Raw genomic sequence first — 19705 nt, forward strand, 5'->3', positions numbered from 1 at the left:
ATCCACATGTTCGCCTACGCTTTCACGATCTTTACGGGCGCATTTTTGCTCTTTCAGGTCCAGCCCTTGATCGGCAAGTACATCCTCCCGTGGTTCGGCGGCGGTCCCGGCGTGTGGAGCGCGTGCATGCTCTTCTTCCAGCTCCTGTTGCTGGGTGGCTATGCCTACGCCCACTTCATCGGCAAGCTGCCCACGCGCAAACAAGTCACCGTTCACAGCGTGCTCTTGGTTCTCTCCCTCGTGCTGTTGCCCATCATCCCCTCAGATCGCTGGCGTCCTGAAGGCGGAGCCGATCCCACACTCGGCATCATCGAACTCCTCGCTGCCACCGTTGGCCTCCCCTACTTCGTGCTCTCCACGACCGGCCCCTTGATGCAACGCTGGTTCAGCCTCACGCACCCCGGCCAATCACCCTATCGCCTCTACGCACTCTCAAACGTCGGCTCGCTCCTCGCTCTCTTGTCCTATCCATTCCTCGTTGAACCCTCCGTCACCCGCGTCACACAAGCCCATCTCTGGTCTGTCAGCCTCATCATTTTTGCGATTAGTTGCGGCTGGTGTGCCTGGCGCATGCGCAAGCTCGCCGATGCCGGTGTCGTCGCCGAAGAACGCAAGCTCGAAGCGGAAACACCTGAAGTCATCACTCCCTTCCGCCGTTTTCTCTGGGTGATTCTGCCCGCCTGTGCCTCTGCCAGCCTGCTCGCCACCACGAACAAGCTTTGCCAGGACGTCGCCGTCATCCCCTTCTTGTGGATCGCTCCGCTCTGCCTCTACCTGCTTACCTTCATCATCGCTTTCGACAGTCCACGCTGGTATCTGCGCCGAATTTTCGGTGCCTTGATGATTTTATCCGGCATCCTGCTCATGCTGGTGGTTCTCGAACCCACCCTTCCGGAAAAAGTGCAAGCCATCGGCTTCATCGTGAGCTTCTTCAAAACCCTGAAGGATCTCTCCATGGTGAAAGAAGCCGCACTCTTCTGCGCCGCCCTGTTCTTCAGTTGCATGGCCTGCCATGGCGAACTGTATCGCTTGCGCCCTTCACCCAAGCACCTCACCAGCTTTTTCCTGATGATCTCTGCCGGTGGCGCCATCGGCGGCATTTTCGTAGCCTTGGTCGCTCCGCTCATCTTCGATCACTACTACGAATTCCATCTCACCATCGTCGCCGCACCGCTCGTCTTCCTGCTCGCCGTCTGGCACGACCGCCACCGCTATCAGCAACGCGCATGGTTCGATCTCACCGTCGGCTTCGGTCTCGGCATGATCTTCTTCATCGCCGCCGGTCTCGTCGCCGAGATCCGCAACGACCTGAAATCCGCCGCTCACACCCAGCGCAACTTCTACGGCGCACTGACCGTGTTCGATTACTACAAAGACGAACCCAACCACCACTACCGCCTCCTTCAGCACGGCACCATCACCCACGGCATGCAATTCACCGAGCCGCTCGCCGCCAAATGGGCCACAACATACTACACGGATAAATCCGGCATCGGACTTGCGCTCAATCATTTTCCCCGCGAGAACAACCGCCGGGTGGGCCTGGTCGGCCTCGGCACCGGCTCCATGTGCGTCTATGGCCGCTCCGGCGATTACCTGCGAATCTACGAGATCAACCCCATCGTCGTCGATTTCGCCACCAACTACTTCACCTACTTGAACGATTCCCAGTTCAAGATCGACATCGCCCTCGGCGACGCCCGCCTCACCATGGAGAAGGAATTGGAACGCGGTGAAGCCCAGCAGTTCGATATCATCGCCCTCGACGCCTTCAGCAGCGACGCCATCCCCGCCCACCTCCTCACTGTGGAAGCCATGGAGATCTACCGCAAACATCTGAAGCCGGACGGCGTCATCGTCGTGCACGTCTCCAACCGCTACCTCGATCTCCACCCTGTCGTGCTGAAACTTGCCGAGAACATGGGCTGGCGCACCGCCACCATCGATGATGATCCCGATGACGACGAGGAACGCAGCGACAAATGGTGGTTCTACGCCTCCACTTGGATCCTAGTCAGCAAGAACGACAAGTTGATGGACAAAGACGAGATCAAAGGTGCCGCCTACATCTACGACGAAAAAGAGACCGCCAAGAAAGATAAAAGCCGCCTCTGGACCGACGATTACACGGCCTTGTTCGAAGTGCTATACTGAAAAATCGCCAATCGTGGTAGGGCTGGGTGTCCTCACCCGGCCGTCCTTTCTCAGCCGAGGAACGAGGCTCTAACTCCCTTTCTTTCGATGTTGGAAGTTCGGCGTTGGATGTTCGATGTTTCCCCGCTGAAAACTGAACACTGAAAACTTGAAACTCATTTAGCCGCCGTCTGCACAGCCGCCTCCGGCATCTTCGCCAGCGGATGCAGCTCCAGCTTGCGGAAGAAGATCTCCGCCCCGTTCGACTGCAATAAAATCTTCCCGCGATTCGGCAGCAACTGCGTCGCCTCCACGCTCTGCTGCCCATTGATCAGCACACGCAATTTGTCTCCCGCACTGAGAATCTCGATCTTGTTCCACTCACCGTGCTTTGCTTCCAGTTCCTGCACCGGTTTGCCGATCTCCGTCCACGCCCGGGTGTGCGTATTCGTACCGATCGTGAACTTCGCCCCGCTATGGATCACCACATTCCCCGTGCGCCCCTCGGCGATCTGGCACTCGAAACCACGCATCCACTCCTTGTCCTCACCCACGCCATGAACGAACAAGCCGCTGCTGCGCGGTTTCTCCGTGCGATTGCCCGACTTCAATTCACCCCACTTGTATTCCGCAACCAAACGGAAATCTGAATACTCCTTCCGGGTCGCCAGATAACCCAATCGTTCCCCTGAGACACGCAATACACCCTCCTCAATGCTGAACACCCCCTTCGGGTCCACGAACACCCCTGCCCCAGCGATCCACGTATAAAACGTATCCAGCCCTTCCTTGCCCAAGAGCTTCACCACCTTGTCATCGTCCTCAGCCTTTTCCTTCACCTCATCAGCCGCTTCCGCCGTCTGCTCCACAGGTGCAGACTCCTTCACCTTGGCCTGATTCGTAGCGACCGCAACTGTCGCGACTGTCTGCGTCTGAGCAGACGCCTGCCTCATCGACAGCACGCCAAACCCCGCCAACAACAAGGTCAGCGCGATACAAGACGGCTTGGTAAAATCCACAATGTCTCTGGCCATAGCTTGCACCATCTCCATTCCCATAAACTTTGGCAACGCCATTCTCAGCGATCGCCTTAAACTCCGTAACCTCCGCTACCTGATTGAATGACCAATGACGAAATCCGAATGACCAAGGAATGACAAATGTCCAATGATGCTTGGGGCATTAGCCATTGCTCATTCCTTCGTCATTCGGGCTTGGGCATTGGTCATTTGTGATTTTCCCCGCTTCACTTTGTAACCTCTTTCCCCCATACTCCCGTCCAACCCAGCAACCAGATGAAACACATCTTTGCCACCCTCTGCCTCCTGTTCATCGCGGCCTTCGCGCAGGCCGCCGACCGCCCGAACATCCTCTGGATCACCAGCGAGGATAACGGACCGCAACTCGGCTGCTATGGCGACACCTACGCCACCACGCCGAACCTCGATGCCCTTGCCAAACGCGGCATGCTCTATCGCAAGGCATGGTCCTGCGCGCCCGTTTGTGCACCCGCCCGCACCACCATCATCTCCGGCATCTATCCTACGTCCACCGGTGCCGAGCACATGCGCAGCGAGGTGAACCTGCCTGCGGGCTTTAAGATGTATCCGCAATTCCTCCGCGAAGCCGGTTACTATTGCAGCAACAACAGCAAGGAAGACTACAATCTGGTGAAACCCGGCCAGGTTTGGGACGACTCCTCGAACAAAGGTCACTGGAAAAACCGTGCTTCCGGCCAACCGTTCTTCGCCGTCTTCAATTCCACCGTCAGTCACGAAAGCCAGCTCCGCACCCGCCCGCACAAAGCTATCCACGATCCCGCGCAAGCTCGCGTACCCGCCTATCACCCGGACATCCCGGAAGTACGACAAGACTGGGCGCAGTATTACGACAAGATCACCGAGATGGACACCATCGCGGGCAAGAATATGAAGGAGCTGGAAGAAGCGGGCCTCGCGGAAGACACCATCATCTTCTACTACGGCGATCACGGCTCCGGCATGCCCCGCAGCAAACGCTGGCCTTACAACTCCGGCCTGCACGTCCCCCTCATTGTTTACTTCCCGCCGAAGTATCAACACCTCGCGCCGAAAGATTACAAAACGGGCGGCGAATCCTCCCGCCTCGTCAGCTTCGTCGATCTCGCGCCCACACTGCTCTCACTCATCGATGTAAAACCTCCCACGTGGATGCAAGGCAATGCCTTCGCCGGCAAATACGATGCGCAACCGAATAACTACATCTACGGCTTCCGCGGTCGCATGGATGAACGCTACGACCTTGTCCGCAGTGTGCGCGATGACCGCTATCTCTACATCCGCCACTACATGCCTCACTTACCCTACGGCCAATATCTTGACTACATGTTCCAGACACCCACCACACGCCTCTGGAAACAGCTCTACGACGAAGGCAAACTGAACGAAGTGCAATCCCGCTTCTGGAAAAGCAAACCCGTCGAAGAACTCTACGACCTCCAAAACGATCGCGATGAGATCAACAACCTCGCAAGTTCAAAGGAACACGAAGCCATCCTGAACCGTCTGCGCAAAGCCCATGAAGAATGGGTGTTCAAGACCCGCGACGTCGGCTTCCTCCCCGAAGGCGAAGTCCATTCCCGTGCGAAAGATTCTTCTCCCTACGAGATCGCGCAGAACGATAAAACCTACGACCTCAAATCCATTCACACCATGGCCGCCCTCGCTTCCTCGTTGAAGCTAGACGCCTTGCCCGAACTCAAGCGCGGCCTGAAACATAGCGATAGCGCCGTCCGCTGGTGGGCCACCCAAGGCCTCCTCATGCGTGGTGAAAGTGCTGTGAAACAAGTGCTGCCCGAACTCCGCGCCGCCCTGAAAGATTCCTCCACCTACGTCCGCAACACCGCCGCCGAAGCCCTCGGCCGCTTCGGTGAATCATCCGATCTGAATCCGAGCCTCACGATCCTAATCGCCGATGCCGACTTCACCAAAACAGGCTTCTACGCCGCCCTCTACGCACTGAACGGCATCGACCACCTCGAAGCCAAAGCCAAGTCTAATACCAGCGGCATCAAAGCCCTGCCCAGCGAATTGACCGGTTACCCGAACAAACTCGGGGAATACCTTCCTCGCCTCCAAGAACGCATCCTCGAAAACCTCGGTGAACCAGTGACACGTAATCCGTCCGAAGCCCCCGCACCCAAAGCCAAGAAAAAGAAGAAGGCTGAGTAGTAAAGATTACCGCAATCCAGGCTGAACCCCATCACCTGCATCCTTAACAAGTCGTAATATGCGTTTGGCTATGGAAACAAGCTGATCATATGTAAAAACTGTGATTGCTTTGTTCATCCCTTGCTTCATCAAAATGTGTCTTTTTTGATCTTCAGTAAGGTTGTAACCAATTATGAGCACGCACCGAGGATTTTCAAAAAAAAGCTTCTTCTGATCCTGCAAGTACGCTCTTTGTCTAACACAGAAGTCCAAGTATCTTTCAGCCTGATTCCAAGCGTCATTAAATTCAGCAGATAAATTCCCATCGCTTTTGAAAAGCTTCAAAAATGGGTGTTTCAACTCAATCACATCATGACATCCGTCATAACACCGAACAGCAGTAAAGTCCGGGATATTGATATCGTCCATTTTCGCATGCCTTAGTAACTGCGAATAATTCCCCGCCAACATCCACTCGCTCCTCGTGAGAATCTGTTGATACTTTGACTCTTCCTCACAATTTGAATCCAATAATGCTTGGAGTAATTTTAAGCTGTTCTCCATTTCAGCAATCCGCGCCACACCTTGAGGCAACATTTGCTTCAGCCCAAAAAGGACCAAAGTTTGTTGTGCTAGCATATCCTCGATCCGATAAACCCTTTGATTCTTCTCAAAAGCCAGAGGACCAAAATCATAGAAAACAGATCTTCTCCAACCAAAAGATTGAACCACCACAAAAGCTGCATCGACCGGAATCGAGACCCCCACATCTACCTCGGGAATATCTGAAATATCGTTAACATAAACATCCTCACCAGACTTAATTGAACGGTTAGATTTAACCGTCATTTTCATATCAAGCTCGTTAACATATGCTGTAGCAGATAAATCGGCATTAACGACAACAAGAAGATGATGAATTTGAAACGGGTGAGGAAAACCCGGGATTTTCGAGAACAAACATCCATGCAACTGTTCCAGCCTATCCGCTAAATGCGCATCCTTGGGGCCAACCAATTCCCTAAAAATCACCTCAACGGTCTCCCCAGCTGCAGCAGTATTTAAAGAAAATCCAGAAGGGAATTGTTTAAGCTGAAAACTTATCGGCATAAAAAATTTTCTGACTGCCATTCACGCACAAAACCTCACTGAGTTCAATAGTAGCATCTTTTTTTGATAGGAATTTCCATCTACCCTTGACTTGCTCAAAGCCAGAATTGTCTTAGCTTTCCCCCATGCCCCATCTGATTTACCTGCTGGCATTGTGCTTGTGCGCGAACCTCTCCTTCGCCCAAGAAAAGGAAAAGGTCACCCTCGAATCAGGCCGCTACGAGCAACGCCATCGCGCTGGCTTCGATGGCACGGGCCGTTACTACATGGGCCGCGAGATCGCGCATGTCATGGGCCATCAAGCGGCCGATTGGCTCGAACGCCCCGAGCGCGAACAGGAAGAGCACACCACGGAGATGATCAAGCTTCTCGACCTGAAACCCGGCGAGAAAGCCGCGGATATCGGCGCAGGCACGGGCTACATCACCCGCCGCCTCGCGGAAGGCGTGGGCAAGAGCGGCTCGGTTTACGGCGTGGAGATCCAGCAGGAGATGCTTGATCTCTTGCAGAAGAACATGCGCGAACGCGGCCACACGAACATCATCTCCGTCCTCGGCACCGTCAGTGATCCCAAGCTACCCGCGAACACCCTAGACCTCATCATCATGGTGGATGTGTATCACGAATTCTCTCACCCCTACGAGATGATGGATAACATGGTGAAAGCACTGAAGCCCGGTGGCCGCATCGCTTTCGTCGAATTCAAAGCCGAAGACCAGAGCGTCCCCATCAAGCGCACCCACAAGATGTCCGAAGCCCAGGTAAAAAAAGAAGCCCTCGTTTTCAAAGACCTCGAATGGAGCAAGACCCACACGACGCTCCCCTGGCAACACGTCATCGTCTTCAAGAAGAAAGCTGCTACACCCGTTAAAGACCGTTAAATGGTGATTCGTGAATCGTTAAAAACAATTCCGACCTCCCCATCCCTGTAGTGCCAGAGGCACGACTCGAGGGTAGCCGTGGGTGAAGCGCAGCGAAACCCACGGAAGACCATTTTAAAATCAACCCGAGTCGCGTAGCGACGACCCGACATTCTCTCGATGTTGGAAGTTGGGCGTTCGATGTTCGATGTTTCCGCCCCGCTTTCTTCATTCTCCCTTCTTAATTCTTCATTCTGTTCACAACGCCTCAATCCGTTCCCACAACGGCTTCAGATCATCATCCACCATCGCCATCGCCTTGATCGTGCGCACGTCTCCGGCCACATCCATCGCGCGCTGCAACCACGACCACGCTTCATCGAGCCGCCCCATCTGCGTGGCGTAACACGCCAGATTATACGGAATCGTTTTCTCTCCTGTGAACAGGTCTGCCGCCGGTCGCAACGCATGCCACGCCTTCTCCAATCCCCCACCCGGCGCGCGTCGCAAGCTGTAAGCCCGATGGATCCACCCGAACGCATTCGTCGGTGCGATCTCCACCAAGCGCTCCGCCACCACCAGTGATTCCGCCCACTCCTTCAACTCCGCGTGCAAGCCCCACAGTAACTCCAGCACCTCCGGCTGATCGCGTCCCGCCGGAGTCAGCGATTGCAACTCAATCACCGCCTCCCGCGAATTCCCGAGCATGGACCACCCGATCGCCGCATCGAACAACAAATTGTCCGGATGCTCAAACCGCAGCTTCTTCTCTTTTTTGATGGCCATGTAACGCTTCCCTAAAAATGAAACCCAATCCCAAGGAAAGCAAGCCACAGAAGCGGAGCGCGACTCTCCGAGTCGCAGCAACTCACCTAAGCAAAGTCATCTCCCCTTCGCAAAAAACGCTCATTCCCCTTCATTCTCTCTTCGCGCCCTTCTGTTAAACCTCTCCGTTCCCTCTGTTCCCTCCTGTTCAAAATTCCACCTCATCCCCTCTTTCGATGTTCAGAGTTCGATGTTGGATGTTCGATGTTTCCATCCCAATATTGGCCCGCCGGTGCAACCGGCTTGTCCCTTCCCCTCATTCCGTCTTTACTCAGCGCATGGGCAAACGGCCTGAGCCAAAACCAGTCGTATTCACGGACCTCAAGTTAAAGACCGCTTCCACCCAAGCGGCCTCTCTGCTCACCCAAGCCGGTCGCGTCGAAATCTCCGTCCTCGCCCCCGACCTCATCCGTCTCCGCGCCACGCGTAACAAATCTTTTAACGAAGGCTCCTTCGCCGTCGTAGAACAATCTCGCTCCGCTGTCCCCACCCGCATCACCGAGCGCAAGCAACACCTCGAACTCAGCACCGAACAATTCCGTTTCCGCCTCAACAAACAAACCGGCTCATGGCGTGTGACCGACTCTAAAGATTGGGTGATCCTCGAAAGCATTGGTGCCATCGAACACACCAAGAAAACCGGCATCACCACGCGCCTCAAACTGGAGCCGAAAGAAAGCATTCTCGGCCTCGGCGAATGCACCGGCCCGCTGAACAAACGCGGCCTCATCCGTGATTTCTGGAACATCGATGTCCTCGGCCACGCCTCGTGCATGCACCCGGCCTTGCGCAGCCTTTATATCGCGATCCCCTTCGGCATCGGCTGGCGACAAGGCCGCGCCTTCGGCATTTTTTGGGATAATCCCGGCCGTCAATCCTGGGACCTCGGCTGCACCGATGATAAGACTTGGAAACTGACCGCCACCACCGGCGATGTGGATCTCTACATCTTTCTCGGCCCCGCTCTGCCGCAGATCATCTCGCGCTTCAGCGAACTCACCGGGCGTATGCCTCTCCCGCCCAAGTGGTCGCTAGGCTATCATCAATCACGCTACGGCTATCCCTCCCGCGAACGCATCGAGGAGATCGCCCGCACCTTGCGCCGCAAACAGATCCCGTGCGATAGTATCCATCTCGACATCCCGCACATGGATGCCTACCGCGTCTTCACCTTCGGCAAGACGTTTCCGAAACCCGGCGAGATGATACGCCAGCTCGCCATCAAAGGCTTCAAGCTTACTGCCATCCTCGATCCCGGCGTGAAGATCGATCGAAAATTTCCCGTCTATCAACGCGGCCGCCGTTTCGATTCATTCGTGAAGGATGCACATGGTAAAGACGTCGTGGGCAAAGTGTGGCCGGGTAAATCCGTGTTCCCCGATTTCTTCCAGATCGATGTCCGCAACTGGTGGGGCGAAGAGCAAGGCGCGCTCAGCCGACTCGGCATCCAAGGTTTCTGGAATGACATGAGCGAGCCCGCCGCCTTCGATCTCCCCGGCAAAACTCTGCCCCTCGATGCACGTCATCACACGACGTTTGGCTCGAAATCCCACGCGGAAATCCACAATGCCTACGGCCTGCACATGACGCACGCCACGTATGACGGCATGCTCGCTGCCGCACCGGACCGACGCCCCTTCGTGCTAAGCCGCGGTGGTTACGCTGGCATCCAACGCTACGCCGCCATCTCCACTGGCGATAATAGTTCCACTTGGGAAAACCTCACCGAGACGATTCCCATGTTGCTCAACTTGAGCTTGAGCGGTGTGCCGAATTGCGGTGCGGACGTTGGCGGTTTCCTTGAGAGCGCTTCCGGTGAATTGCTCGCGCGCTGGATGCAGCTCGCCACCTTCACGCCCTACTTCCGCAATCACACGAACAACGAATCAAAAGATCAGGAGCCATGGGCCTTCGGCACCGAAGTGGAAGGCATCTGCCGCCGTTACATCCAGCTTCGCTACCAGTTACTACCGTATCTCTACTGCCTCTTCGCCGAGGCGCGCGAAACCGGTGCGCCCATCATGCGCCCGCTCGCGTGGCATCACCCGCAGGACGCCATCGCTGCCGCGTGTGGCGATCAATTCCTGCTCGGTGAAAACGTTCTCGTCGCGCCCATCCTGCAACCCGGTGGTGTGGCGCGCAGTGTCTATCTGCCGCGCGGCACGTGGTTCAATTTCTGGAATGGCGAAGCCTTCGATGGCGGCCAGCACATCCTCGTGCAAGCCCCGCTGGACACGATTCCCGTCTTCGTCCGCGCCGGAACCATCCTGCCCTTCGGCCCCGTGCAACAATACGTCGGCGAAGTCGCCGAACCTTTCCAAACTCTCCACATCTGGCCCGGCGGCAATGGCGTGCTCGATTGGTATGAAGACGACGGAGTTTCCAACGACCATCTCACCGGCCAATTCAGCCGTCGTCGCCTCACCACCAAGCCCATCGGTGAACAAACCGAGATCGTCATCGGCACGAACGAAGGTGAATTCCACAGCCCGCACCAAGCCTGGCGCGTCATGCTCCATCAGCAGGACAAGAAACCGAAGCTGACCATCAACGGCCGCACCTTCACCCCACATCACGAAAAAGACTGGGGCTTGGCGATTATTGATCTACCGGTGGTGAAACAGGAGATACGGGTGTTGGTGAAGTGATCCACGAGTGAAAACACCGGCAAGCTATTCCAAATGCAGGTATTTTCCTTCGCCGGTTCGATCGTTCACCCGAATATGAAAGGCTGTGAAACCAGGGGTGATATGACGGTAACGCACTAGCCACATGTCAGTTTTCGGATCGTAGTGTATGTCACGAAGTTTGTATTCATCCATTCGTCGGCCACGCGTTTTCGCGATCTCAGCCGCTACATTGAGAACCTCTGGTTCTGTGCGTTGTGCCGTGGACGAAGCAGTTTTCGGTTGAGACGGGTGTTGGCAGCCACTGCAAAGCACCATTGAAAATACCAGGACAATTCCTTCCTTAAAAAGTGCCTTGCGCATAAGCGCACAATATTTCCCACATCTCACCGGTCAAATATAAAGCGAAGCGCCAATCCCCGGTCCGTCGCGAGTGTCATTCATTCCTGCATGACGCCCCAGCCATCCAGATACCCGTCGACGTGTGACGTTCGCTCTGCCAGCGTTTTCTCAAACGCATTGATGCCATCATAAGTGACCATCATTCTTTTGGACAACGTAAGCTCCATGCCTCCTTCAGGGTAAGGTTTCGTCTCAATATTCTCGAGCCTCTCCCCCGACTTAAGGTCGGCTACATATATGCGGGCAATTTGATCTGCTTCCGCCTCCGTCGCATAGACGGCATGAAAATCAACCACATGCTCTTTGCTAAAATCGAAGCCGTGACTTTCCATCCGACGAAACACATCGCCATTGGCGTCATCTGGATAGTTCATTTTGTCTTATTGGCAATCGGAGCGCCGACCTCCGGTCCGGCGAGAGCTTCATTCACGCAACTCAGTAAACCCGATTTTCTTCAGCGCTTCTCTGGCTTTCTCAAGATCAGGAGCCAGCTCAATGGCTGATATTTCCTGATAAGATGGCATTAATCCATTTTCTGATTTGGCTGTTAAAACTTTCCTGGTCGATTCACCAGACAAGAGTTTTTGCAATTCTTCTTCGGCTTCCAAGCGACGTTTTTCACCCACCCATGCAACCAAGCTGCCGCAAAAATGCCGTCTGCTTTCATACCAACCTCCGCCACTATCACTTGCCACCGCCATTGAACGGATTCCTCCGGCATGGTTATCGCGGTATCGGATGGCAATCCACTGGTTGTTCGTCAATGGAATGACTATCCCCCAATCGCCGACCGCATTCGTCAGATCACCTGTCGTTTGCGCAGCCTTTAGCAACTTGATAGACTCGCGCCGCACGTTGGAATGCCAAGTCGCCGGATAGATGAACTCGACGTAGGCGTAGAAGCCAGCAATGCACAGGAGTGCCAAAAAAACTATTGCCTTCAACGGTCGTCCAACCCTATTAGGGGCAAAGCTCATATCGTGAAATACTTGATATACACAACAACCTGATCCTTCTCACGCACAAGATGCGCTTGAATGTAAAAGCCGCCTTGATGCGAAAACTTGGAACGGATTTCGTTCGTGAATGAAGCAGGCCACCAGTTGCACCTGCTGTTCGCAAAATCCACATGAAACTTGCCCGGAAACTCCTTCATCGCCACTAGGCGCTTCTCCATCAAGTCTTCGGTCCCCGATGGCATCTCGATCTTCGCGAAAACGATGGGATCAATCGGTGGCTTGTAATGAAAGCGTAACCCTCTGGCACCCGCTGGAAGCACTAAAGCCGTTTCTGTTTCAATCTTTTTGAGCGCGTCCGCGGTAAATGATTTTTCATCCAGTTCGAACTCGGTGAGATAGAGGTCCTTTTTACTGCCGCTGAGAGAATAGCCAAGTCCTCCAATAGCCAAGATAGCTAACAGGATGAAGAACCCTTTGCGCATGAGGAGAATGTAATTTTAGCGACCACTGGCGGTCAAATTGAAAGACGAACGTTAAGGCATCACCTTTGGTCTTTTGGGCTTGAAGCTTCTCTGGAGCTTTGAGCTTGGGATTTGGAGCTTTCTAAAAAGCGTGCAACCCCGCTGCATTTCTGTCTAATGAAGGCATGGATGCTTTGTTGAAATTGTTGCACGACAACGCCGCGCTGAAGCCCGCGCAATTGTCCGCCATGCTGAACCAGCCGGAGGCCGAGATCACGGCCAAGATCCGGGGCTATGAAGAGGATCAGGTCATCCTCGGCTACCGCACCATCCTCAATGAGGAAAAGCTGGGTGTGAACATTGTCCGCGCCGTGATCGAGGTGAAGATCACGCCCGAACGCGAAGGCGGCTTCGACCGCATCGCCCAGCGCATCGCCAAGTATGACGAGGTGCGCTCCTGCTATCTTATGTCCGGTGGTTACGACCTGCTCGTCATCGTGGAAGGCGAAGACCTGCGCGAAGTCGCCCGCTTCGTCTCCGAGAAGCTCGCCACGATCCAGGGCGTCCTCTCCACCGGCACGCACTTCATGCTCAAGCCCTACAAGGAACAGGGCGTGTTGATGAAGAAAGAGCTGAACGAAGAACGCCTCGCCGTGACGCCTTAAGCTCAAACCATTTTAGAAAAGCAAAAGGGCCGCCATCAGGCGGCCCTTTGTATTTTCTAAATTTCAGTCCGGCTTACTTCGCCTTCGGCGGAGTCGGGCCGTAGAACTTGTAGTTGATGCCCTGCCCATCCACCGAGATGCCGCCCACGGAGTAGTGGAAGTATTTCTCGATGGCGGAGAATTCCGGCAGCAACGTGAAGTCGAACCACTCAGCACGACGCTTCTTGCCTTCCTCATTCACCGCACCGCCTGAGAACAGCATGTCGAACATCTCCGGATTCTTGCGCAGCGCATTGATAACGATCTTGGAGGTGATGGCCTGGTTCTCATAGACCAGCAGGCCGCTGGACATGCCGCCAACCTTTTGCGCGGCTTCCGCGAGACCGGCCGTTTCCTTGAGCGGACGTCCGCCGCCTTGCGCGCTGCGGACATATTCCTCCACCATGGCCGGTTCCGTGGAGAATGCCACATAACCGCCGCTGGCCACATAGTGGAGCGCCTTCTCTACCGTGCCCTTCCCATCCGGAGAAGGCGTGGGCGGCAAGGGTGCCATGTAAATCTTCTTGCCCAAGAACTCACGCTCCGTGGGCTTGTCGCTCGGCGGCACCATGAAACTGCTGCCCGTGCGGAGGGCATTGGCCAGCTGTTCGGCATTAGGAGAACCGACGAGCACGATCGATGGCGGAGAGGACAATTGCTCAAGTGTAGTGCCAGTGGGCGCTTTTTCATAGGAGATGATGTCATCCCCGAGGTTGCCGATGAGCTGTTTCTTCAGGTCAAAGTTCGGATCCTTGTCCTTGCCCGCGGCACCCAGCGTCATCTGCAACAAACCGCCCATCTGCGGCGAAAGCGCGGTGAGCGTGTCCTCAATGGTCTTCCAAAGTTTCTGGCCATCCAGGCGGAAGCGCATGAACTTGGTCACATCCGCACCGACGAAGGCCGGAGGGGAGGAATCTTTCTGCTCAGGCAGCAGGATCTGGAAGATGCCCTTGCGCTGGTCCTGCGGGATGCCGAGATGCATCTGCACGGTGGAGCCTTCGCCTGTAAGTTTGCCGCTGACTGCGAGCGTCTTCAGACCGCGCAATCCCAACGCTTCCATGATCTTGTCCGGTGATGGCATGGGCATCGCTTCTTCACCTGCCGGGGCCTTCTCCTTGGCCATCATCTTGACAGTGATGTCATAGATGCTCTGCACATTCACCCACACGTGGAACATGGAATCGCGGAACATCGCGTTGTGCGTGGACTGGTAGTTCGGCACTTCATCCAGGGAAGGCAGGCTGCCACCGCTTTGCTTGATAAGGATCTTCTCGAAGACACGCTTGCTCTCGCCCATCAGGAAGAGCGATCCCGAACGGCCGATGGTGATCTCCGTCGGCTTCTTATCCTTTTTTTCGGCCGGTTCCGCCTCTTCTTCTTCGCCCGTGGTTTTGCGCGGGAAGGCATTCGTGAAGATCTTGTCCATCTCACCCGGAGGGATGACCACCGTATAGAAATCCACATCACGGATCTTCTCCGTCTTCACCTGCTTGCCGGTCTCCGTCCAGCGTTTGCGCAAGGCTGCCAGCTTGCTGTCCAGTTCAGTCGCCTTGTCCTTGCTGTCGATCATCAGGAGTCCCGCCGGTTCTTTGTCATCGCTGCCATCCCATCCGTCACGGATCAGGGCCAGTGTGAACTGTCCCTTGGCCAAAGAGAGATAGTCATCGAATTTGATGCCCAGCTCTTTCTCCATCGGCGCGATGATGTCGCTGTTCCACTTGCCGAGCACCTTCTTCAGGAAGGGCTGCATGGCCGGGTCCGAGTAAAGCTGGCTCGCCGGATTGGATTTGATCTCGCTGCGGGCCTTGTCCAGGTCCGGCACGGTGATCAGCACGAGCGTATCCGATGGCAGCAGCTTTTCCGGGGCAAGCGTCTGCGCCTGGACGTTGAAAGCGAGCATCAGCGTCAGGCTGAGCAGCGCGAAGCGTTGTTTGATCATAATCACTGGCTGTCTTAGATTTCCTTCAGTTCCCCAATAATCGTAGTATTTGGTTAAAATTCAACTGATAGCCTGTTCTCTCACTTCTTGGCAGCAGGCTGTTTCATCCGGCTCGGCGGTTCCAGATAGCGATAGGCATTGCTCGGATTGCCGCTGTCATAGGCATAGGCATCCCGGTGGTTCAGGAAATACTTCACTGCGCTCACCGGAATCGCAAAACCCAGGCCTTCGCCGAACATGATCTTCATGTTCGTCACCCCGATCACTTCGCCGCGCAGGTTGAAGAGCGGACCGCCGCTGTTGCCCGGATTGATCTGCGTGGTGGTCTGGAGGTAAAGCTCACCCTGCATCTGGCGTGTCTTCGTGCTCACAATGCCTTCCGTCACCGTGCGCTCCAGCCCAAGCGGACTGCCGATGGCAAATACCCGCTCACCCACCGCGAGGACATCCGCATCTCCCAGCAAGACAGGCACGAACTTCGGCGCCCCGGCATCCTCGATCTTCAACAGGGCCAGGTCGGCGAACTTGTTCATGGCCACGATGCGCACTTCCTTATAGGACTTGCGCTCAAGCTGCCCCTTCTTCTGGTGATAGACCTCGATGGATATCTCAGTCTCACCTTCGATGACGTGAAAATTCGTGATGAGGAAGCCTTCATCATTCAGGAAGAAACCTGACCCTGTGCCGCCAGGCGTGCGCACCTGGACCACGCCTTCACCCAACTGGCTCACCAGTTCACGCACCGAACGCTCTGGTGGCGGAGTGACCGCCGCGCGATACAACCCCTCCTGCACCGTGGCAGCAGGCTTCACTTCGACAGGCTTGACCGCAGTCTTCTCAGGTTTCTTGATCTCGGCGATCTGGTCACGGGGGATGACGAGGACGGTATAGCCCACGTCCACGACGACTTGATCCGGCTTTTCCGCCAGCACTTCACCAGAAACGACCGCCTTGCCTTTGAGCTGAATCTGTACGGGCTCGGCCATCACGGGCAATGCCGCGAGGACCGCCACCGACAATCCCACGAGTGGCTTCAACATGGGCCTAACCTAGGAGCCTCCGCGCCCAAAGACAAGTGGCCAAAGCTACAAAAACGCCGGGGCTTTATAGAATCCAGTTTATCACTCATATCCTATGCTGGTTGCACCAAATGACCATCGAAGGCAGATTACCCTTTAAACAACCTATGAGCCTCTTCCAACAAATGCTCGGCAACGTCACCGAGTTCCCCACCGATAAAGCCCAGGCTGAATTCGCCCCCATCCTGGCCGAAGGCGAAAAAGTGGTGAAAGCCTTCAAACTTATCCGTGACCAGATCATTCTCACAAACCTGCGGATCATCACCATCAACAAGGAAGGCATCACCGGCTCCAAGCACTTCACCACCTCCATCCCCTACAGCTCCATCAAGATGTTCGCCAAGGAAAGCGCGGGCATCTTCGATCTGGATGCCGAACTGCGCATCTGGCTCCATGCGGAGTCCGAGCCGATCAAGTGGGAATTCTCCAAAGGCGTGAACATCAACGAAGTCTATCAAACGATCAGCACCTATGTGCTGAAGAAGTGAATGTAGCCGCCCACGGACATTCCTCCACCTTGCAGGTTGGTTTTCCTTTGATGTAAGATGCTGGGGTCGATGTTTTTCAAACCGTCAAAGTCCGCGCTCCGCCTTCTGGCACTGTTCCTGATCAGCGCCAGCTCCGTCTTTGTCCATGCCGAGGAAAAGACGGTGTCTCCTCCTTTCGTAGTGGTTTTGGAACGCGCCCAGGGTGGCGACATCCTTTCTCAACTGATCGTAGGCACGATGTATGAGGAGCGCGGTTCCTACACCAATGCCTTCCGGTGGTATAAGGAAGCGGCCCAAAAAGGCGATGCCAGCGGCCAATTCAAACTTGGCCTCTTGCACGCCCAAGGCGCTGGTGTTTCACGTGACCTCATCACCGCAGTGAAATGGTTCGAGCTTTCCGCCAAACAGGGTTTTCCCGCCGCGCAATACAATCTGGGCGTGTGCTGGGAAAAAGGACTGGGGACGACGAATCGCAGCTATGTCGAAGCTCTGAAATGGTATCAGCTCGCCGCGGAACAGGGCGACGCCTTTTCACAAAAAGCCCTCGGCGTCTTCTATGAAAAAGGCTACGGCGTAAAACCAGACCTGGCTGAAGCTTATAAATGGTATGCCCTCGCGTCCGCCAATGGGGTGATCGATGGGGAAACCTTGCGCAAAAACTTGGTGGCAAAATTTAAACCGGAGGAACTCGCTGCCGCTCAAAAACGCTTCAGTGATTACGCTGCCGCTCAGGCCGCCAATTCCACCCAGCCTCCTCCTCGTCTACCAGTCGAAGTGAACGCCAAGGCTCCCACCAAAGCGAAGACGAAAGATTTCTTGGATTGATATAGGGCGCAGTGAATCCTATGCCGTTAGGCACGAAAGATTCTTAGCGGCGGCTTTTAAGCCGCCGTTGCCGTTTTTCGGGGAGCGTCGCGTCAGTGACGCAAGATTCCGTGATAGCGGCTTGCTCGCTCTTGAGAACTATTTTGACACTGAGCCAGTCTATTCCACCGGCCCCTTCTCAAAATCTGAATCGATCACCCAGCCTGCCTTGAGCTTCTCCCCCTTCATGAAGCGCTCATAGAAATTGCGCGTCCGTTCATCCGCATAGACGTATTCATCGAATACCTTCCCGTTTCCGAACATACGCGGATCGCCTTGCGCTTTCAGTTCCTGCTCCATCTGCTGTTTGAGCGCCTGTTTCTTTTTCTCCATCACCACGGAAGAAGCCAGATTCACCACACAATCCGGATCCTGTTTCAAATCGTAAAGCTCCTCCGCCGGACGTTTACCGAATGAAAGCGACCAGAACTTCTTGGATTCCAGATTCGTGCGGTTCGCGATGAGCCACGACTTGATCGCACCCGCATCACAATTCAGATATCCCGTCTCCGGATTGCATGCGGGCCAACGCTCTGGCTCAAAATTCTGCAAGAAGAGCACATTATCTTTGATGATACCGCGCACGGGATACCCTACATCATTCGGACTGCCCACATCATGGCGCTCCTTGCCCACCAGCACATGATCACGTTTGGGATTCACCTGACCGTTTTTCTCCGAGTTCAGAATATCGCTCAGACTCTGCCCTGTGATCACAGCCATGCCGGTCTTCTTGAAACCGATCTGTGCTAACTCCAGAAATGTCGGCGCCAGATCGGTAAAGTTCACGTAATCATTGATGACGCGACCCGACTTCTTGATCCCCGCAGGCCAACGAATCGCCAGCGGCACATGATTCGAGTCTTCATACACCTGCCCCTTCACGCGCGGAAATGGCATGCCATGATCCGAGGTGACGATGACGATAGTGTTCTCAAGCTCCCCACGCTTCTCCAATGTCTCCAACATCCGTACGAGATGATTGTCCGTATGCTCGACTTCAAAGGCGTAATCCAGCATGTCATTGCGTGTGGTTTCGTTATCCGGCCAATACGCAGGCACACGATCAATGTCTGAAAGTTTCTTCCCACCTTTCGTTACGCCTGAACCATATTCATACGCGCGGTGCGGCTCAAAGGAACCATACCAGAAAAACCACGGCTGATCTTTCGGCGCTTCAGCAAGGAAGTCTGCAAAGTTACCCGCGTAGTCGATATTGCCGATGCCTGTAGTCGCGCCTTCCGCTTTTCGTTTCTGATACGGTTTGCCCGTCATCTGCCGCACTTTCCCATTCGCATCCTTCGCTTCACCCGGTCCCCACCCCTTGCCGGTGAAAGCCGTGGTGTAACCGTTCTCCCCCAACACCTCCACGACTGACTTAAACTTCGCCGGGAAATAGCAGATATGGTTCGCCGCTTCCCCCAACTGCCACGAGTAACGCCCCGTGATGATCATGGAACGCGACGGCGCGCACTTCGCATTCGGCGTGAACGCATTCTGAAACAGCAATCCTTCCTTCGCCACGCGATCAAAGCCCGGCGTCTTCACCCACTTCGCACCATAGACACCTGCATGACCATACGACCAATCATCCGCGATGGCGAAAAGGATATTAGGCCGCTTCGTCGCCGCGTCTGCCATGAGCGATGAAATCAACAGGAGACAGAAAATCGAAAATGAGATGCGTAAGCATGCCAGCATAGGCTTTGTGATTTGCAGCGAAGTATCAAACGAGAATGGAAGTCTGGCAAGTCACCGCTGACGGCGCGACTCTCCGAGTCGCAGCTACTACCACATGCAAAAATGAACTCCAAAGTATTTCGCCGACTTCCTTCAGTAGCAAACCACAGAGCTGAGCCAAGCGTACAAAAGGAGATGAATGGCGCGTGAAAGAACGCGCGTGGCGGTTTTCTTGATTTTGATTTAGAGCGTGTAACAAAAAGAGATCAAGTGCTTGAAAGAGAGCGGAGGCAGATGAGGGAGCAGCCGAGCGTGAGGAAGGCCAGATGGATGTCCGGGCGGCGTTCGTAGCGGATGCGCAGACGGCGGAACTGGTGGAGCCAGCT

At 55.0% G+C, this 19705-nt stretch carries 18 protein-coding genes; 7 read left to right on the top strand and 11 right to left on the bottom strand.

Translation table 11 applies throughout. The features are described 5' to 3' along the window. Window positions 1-6 precede the first annotated feature (6 nt). On the top strand, window positions 7-2154 hold the full coding sequence (locus VGH19_24215) for a fused MFS/spermidine synthase (protein HEY1174492.1): 2148 nt from the start codon (window positions 7-9) through the stop codon (window positions 2152-2154). Between the two features lie 155 nt (window positions 2155-2309). Here VGH19_24215 and VGH19_24220 read toward each other — a convergent pair whose 3' ends face one another. Then, a complete protein-coding gene (locus VGH19_24220) occupies window positions 2310-3167 on the bottom strand; it encodes a DUF1080 domain-containing protein (GenBank protein ID HEY1174493.1) in 858 nt (285 codons plus the stop codon). Between the two features lie 261 nt (window positions 3168-3428). On the opposite strand from VGH19_24220, the gene VGH19_24225 reads away from it, so the two are divergent. Continuing rightward, window positions 3429-5342 carry a sulfatase-like hydrolase/transferase gene (locus VGH19_24225; GenBank protein ID HEY1174494.1) on the top strand — a complete coding sequence of 638 codons (1914 nt, stop codon included), beginning with the start codon at window positions 3429-3431 and terminating at the stop codon, window positions 5340-5342. Between the two features lie 6 nt (window positions 5343-5348). Here VGH19_24225 and VGH19_24230 read toward each other — a convergent pair whose 3' ends face one another. Then, window positions 5349-6431 carry a Shedu anti-phage system protein SduA domain-containing protein gene (locus VGH19_24230; GenBank protein HEY1174495.1) on the bottom strand — a complete coding sequence of 361 codons (1083 nt, stop codon included), beginning with the start codon at window positions 6429-6431 and terminating at the stop codon, window positions 5349-5351. Between the two features lie 125 nt (window positions 6432-6556). On the opposite strand from VGH19_24230, the gene VGH19_24235 reads away from it, so the two are divergent. After that, the gene (locus VGH19_24235; GenBank protein HEY1174496.1) at window positions 6557-7312 is read left to right on the top strand and encodes a class I SAM-dependent methyltransferase; all 756 of its coding nucleotides are present in this window, start codon (window positions 6557-6559) and stop codon (window positions 7310-7312) included. Window positions 7313-7549: 237 nt separating this feature from the next. Here the strand turns inward: VGH19_24235 and VGH19_24240 are convergent, their stop codons facing one another. After that, a complete protein-coding gene (locus tag VGH19_24240; protein HEY1174497.1) occupies window positions 7550-8077 on the bottom strand; it encodes a tetratricopeptide repeat protein in 528 nt (175 codons plus the stop codon). 317 nt (window positions 8078-8394) lie between these two features. Here VGH19_24240 and VGH19_24245 point away from each other — a divergent pair, with 317 nt between their 5' ends. After that, window positions 8395-10764: a TIM-barrel domain-containing protein gene (locus VGH19_24245; protein ID HEY1174498.1), complete on the top strand. Its 2370-nt coding sequence runs from the start codon at window positions 8395-8397 to the stop codon at window positions 10762-10764. Between the two features lie 24 nt (window positions 10765-10788). Here VGH19_24245 and VGH19_24250 read toward each other — a convergent pair whose 3' ends face one another. From VGH19_24250 to VGH19_24265, 4 genes are all read right to left on the bottom strand, one after another. Next, window positions 10789-11106, bottom strand: a complete 318-nt coding sequence (locus VGH19_24250) for a hypothetical protein (protein ID HEY1174499.1) — start codon at window positions 11104-11106, stop codon at window positions 10789-10791. A gap of 77 nt (window positions 11107-11183) precedes the next feature. Beyond that, window positions 11184-11519 carry a ribonuclease E inhibitor RraB gene (locus VGH19_24255; GenBank protein HEY1174500.1) on the bottom strand — a complete coding sequence of 112 codons (336 nt, stop codon included), beginning with the start codon at window positions 11517-11519 and terminating at the stop codon, window positions 11184-11186. 48 nt (window positions 11520-11567) lie between these two features. Next, on the bottom strand, window positions 11568-12122 hold the full coding sequence (locus tag VGH19_24260) for a hypothetical protein (protein ID HEY1174501.1): 555 nt from the start codon (window positions 12120-12122) through the stop codon (window positions 11568-11570). After that, window positions 12119-12586, bottom strand: a complete 468-nt coding sequence (locus VGH19_24265; GenBank protein ID HEY1174502.1) for a hypothetical protein — start codon at window positions 12584-12586, stop codon at window positions 12119-12121. The genes VGH19_24260 and VGH19_24265 overlap by 4 nt, the downstream gene beginning before the upstream one ends. 164 nt (window positions 12587-12750) lie before the next feature. Between VGH19_24265 and VGH19_24270 the strand changes: the two genes are divergently transcribed. Continuing rightward, a complete protein-coding gene (locus VGH19_24270; protein HEY1174503.1) occupies window positions 12751-13230 on the top strand; it encodes an Lrp/AsnC family transcriptional regulator in 480 nt (159 codons plus the stop codon). 73 nt (window positions 13231-13303) lie between these two features. On the opposite strand, the gene VGH19_24275 is transcribed toward VGH19_24270, so the two are convergent. Beyond that, on the bottom strand, window positions 13304-15208 hold the full coding sequence (locus tag VGH19_24275) for a hypothetical protein (protein HEY1174504.1): 1905 nt from the start codon (window positions 15206-15208) through the stop codon (window positions 13304-13306). An 80-nt stretch (window positions 15209-15288) separates the two neighbouring features. Further along, window positions 15289-16248 carry a trypsin-like peptidase domain-containing protein gene (locus VGH19_24280; protein ID HEY1174505.1) on the bottom strand — a complete coding sequence of 320 codons (960 nt, stop codon included), beginning with the start codon at window positions 16246-16248 and terminating at the stop codon, window positions 15289-15291. Window positions 16249-16394: 146 nt separating this feature from the next. On the opposite strand from VGH19_24280, the gene VGH19_24285 reads away from it, so the two are divergent. Both VGH19_24285 and VGH19_24290 read left to right on the top strand, forming a co-directional pair. Next, complete coding sequence (locus VGH19_24285; GenBank protein HEY1174506.1) at window positions 16395-16775, top strand: PH domain-containing protein; 381 nt, start codon at window positions 16395-16397, stop codon at window positions 16773-16775. Between the two features lie 69 nt (window positions 16776-16844). Further along, window positions 16845-17600, top strand: a complete 756-nt coding sequence (locus tag VGH19_24290; protein HEY1174507.1) for a tetratricopeptide repeat protein — start codon at window positions 16845-16847, stop codon at window positions 17598-17600. 159 nt (window positions 17601-17759) lie between these two features. On the opposite strand, the gene VGH19_24295 is transcribed toward VGH19_24290, so the two are convergent. Both VGH19_24295 and VGH19_24300 read right to left on the bottom strand, forming a co-directional pair. Continuing rightward, entirely contained in the window at window positions 17760-19280 is a 1521-nt protein-coding gene (locus VGH19_24295; GenBank protein ID HEY1174508.1) for a sulfatase, read from the bottom strand. Window positions 19281-19585: 305 nt separating this feature from the next. Next, the coding region (locus VGH19_24300; protein ID HEY1174509.1) for an IS5/IS1182 family transposase at window positions 19586-19705 on the bottom strand (120 nt) is incomplete at its 5' end.

This window comes from Verrucomicrobiia bacterium (assembly GCA_036405135.1).
Lineage (GTDB): Bacteria > Verrucomicrobiota > Verrucomicrobiia > Limisphaerales > JAEYXS01 > JAEYXS01.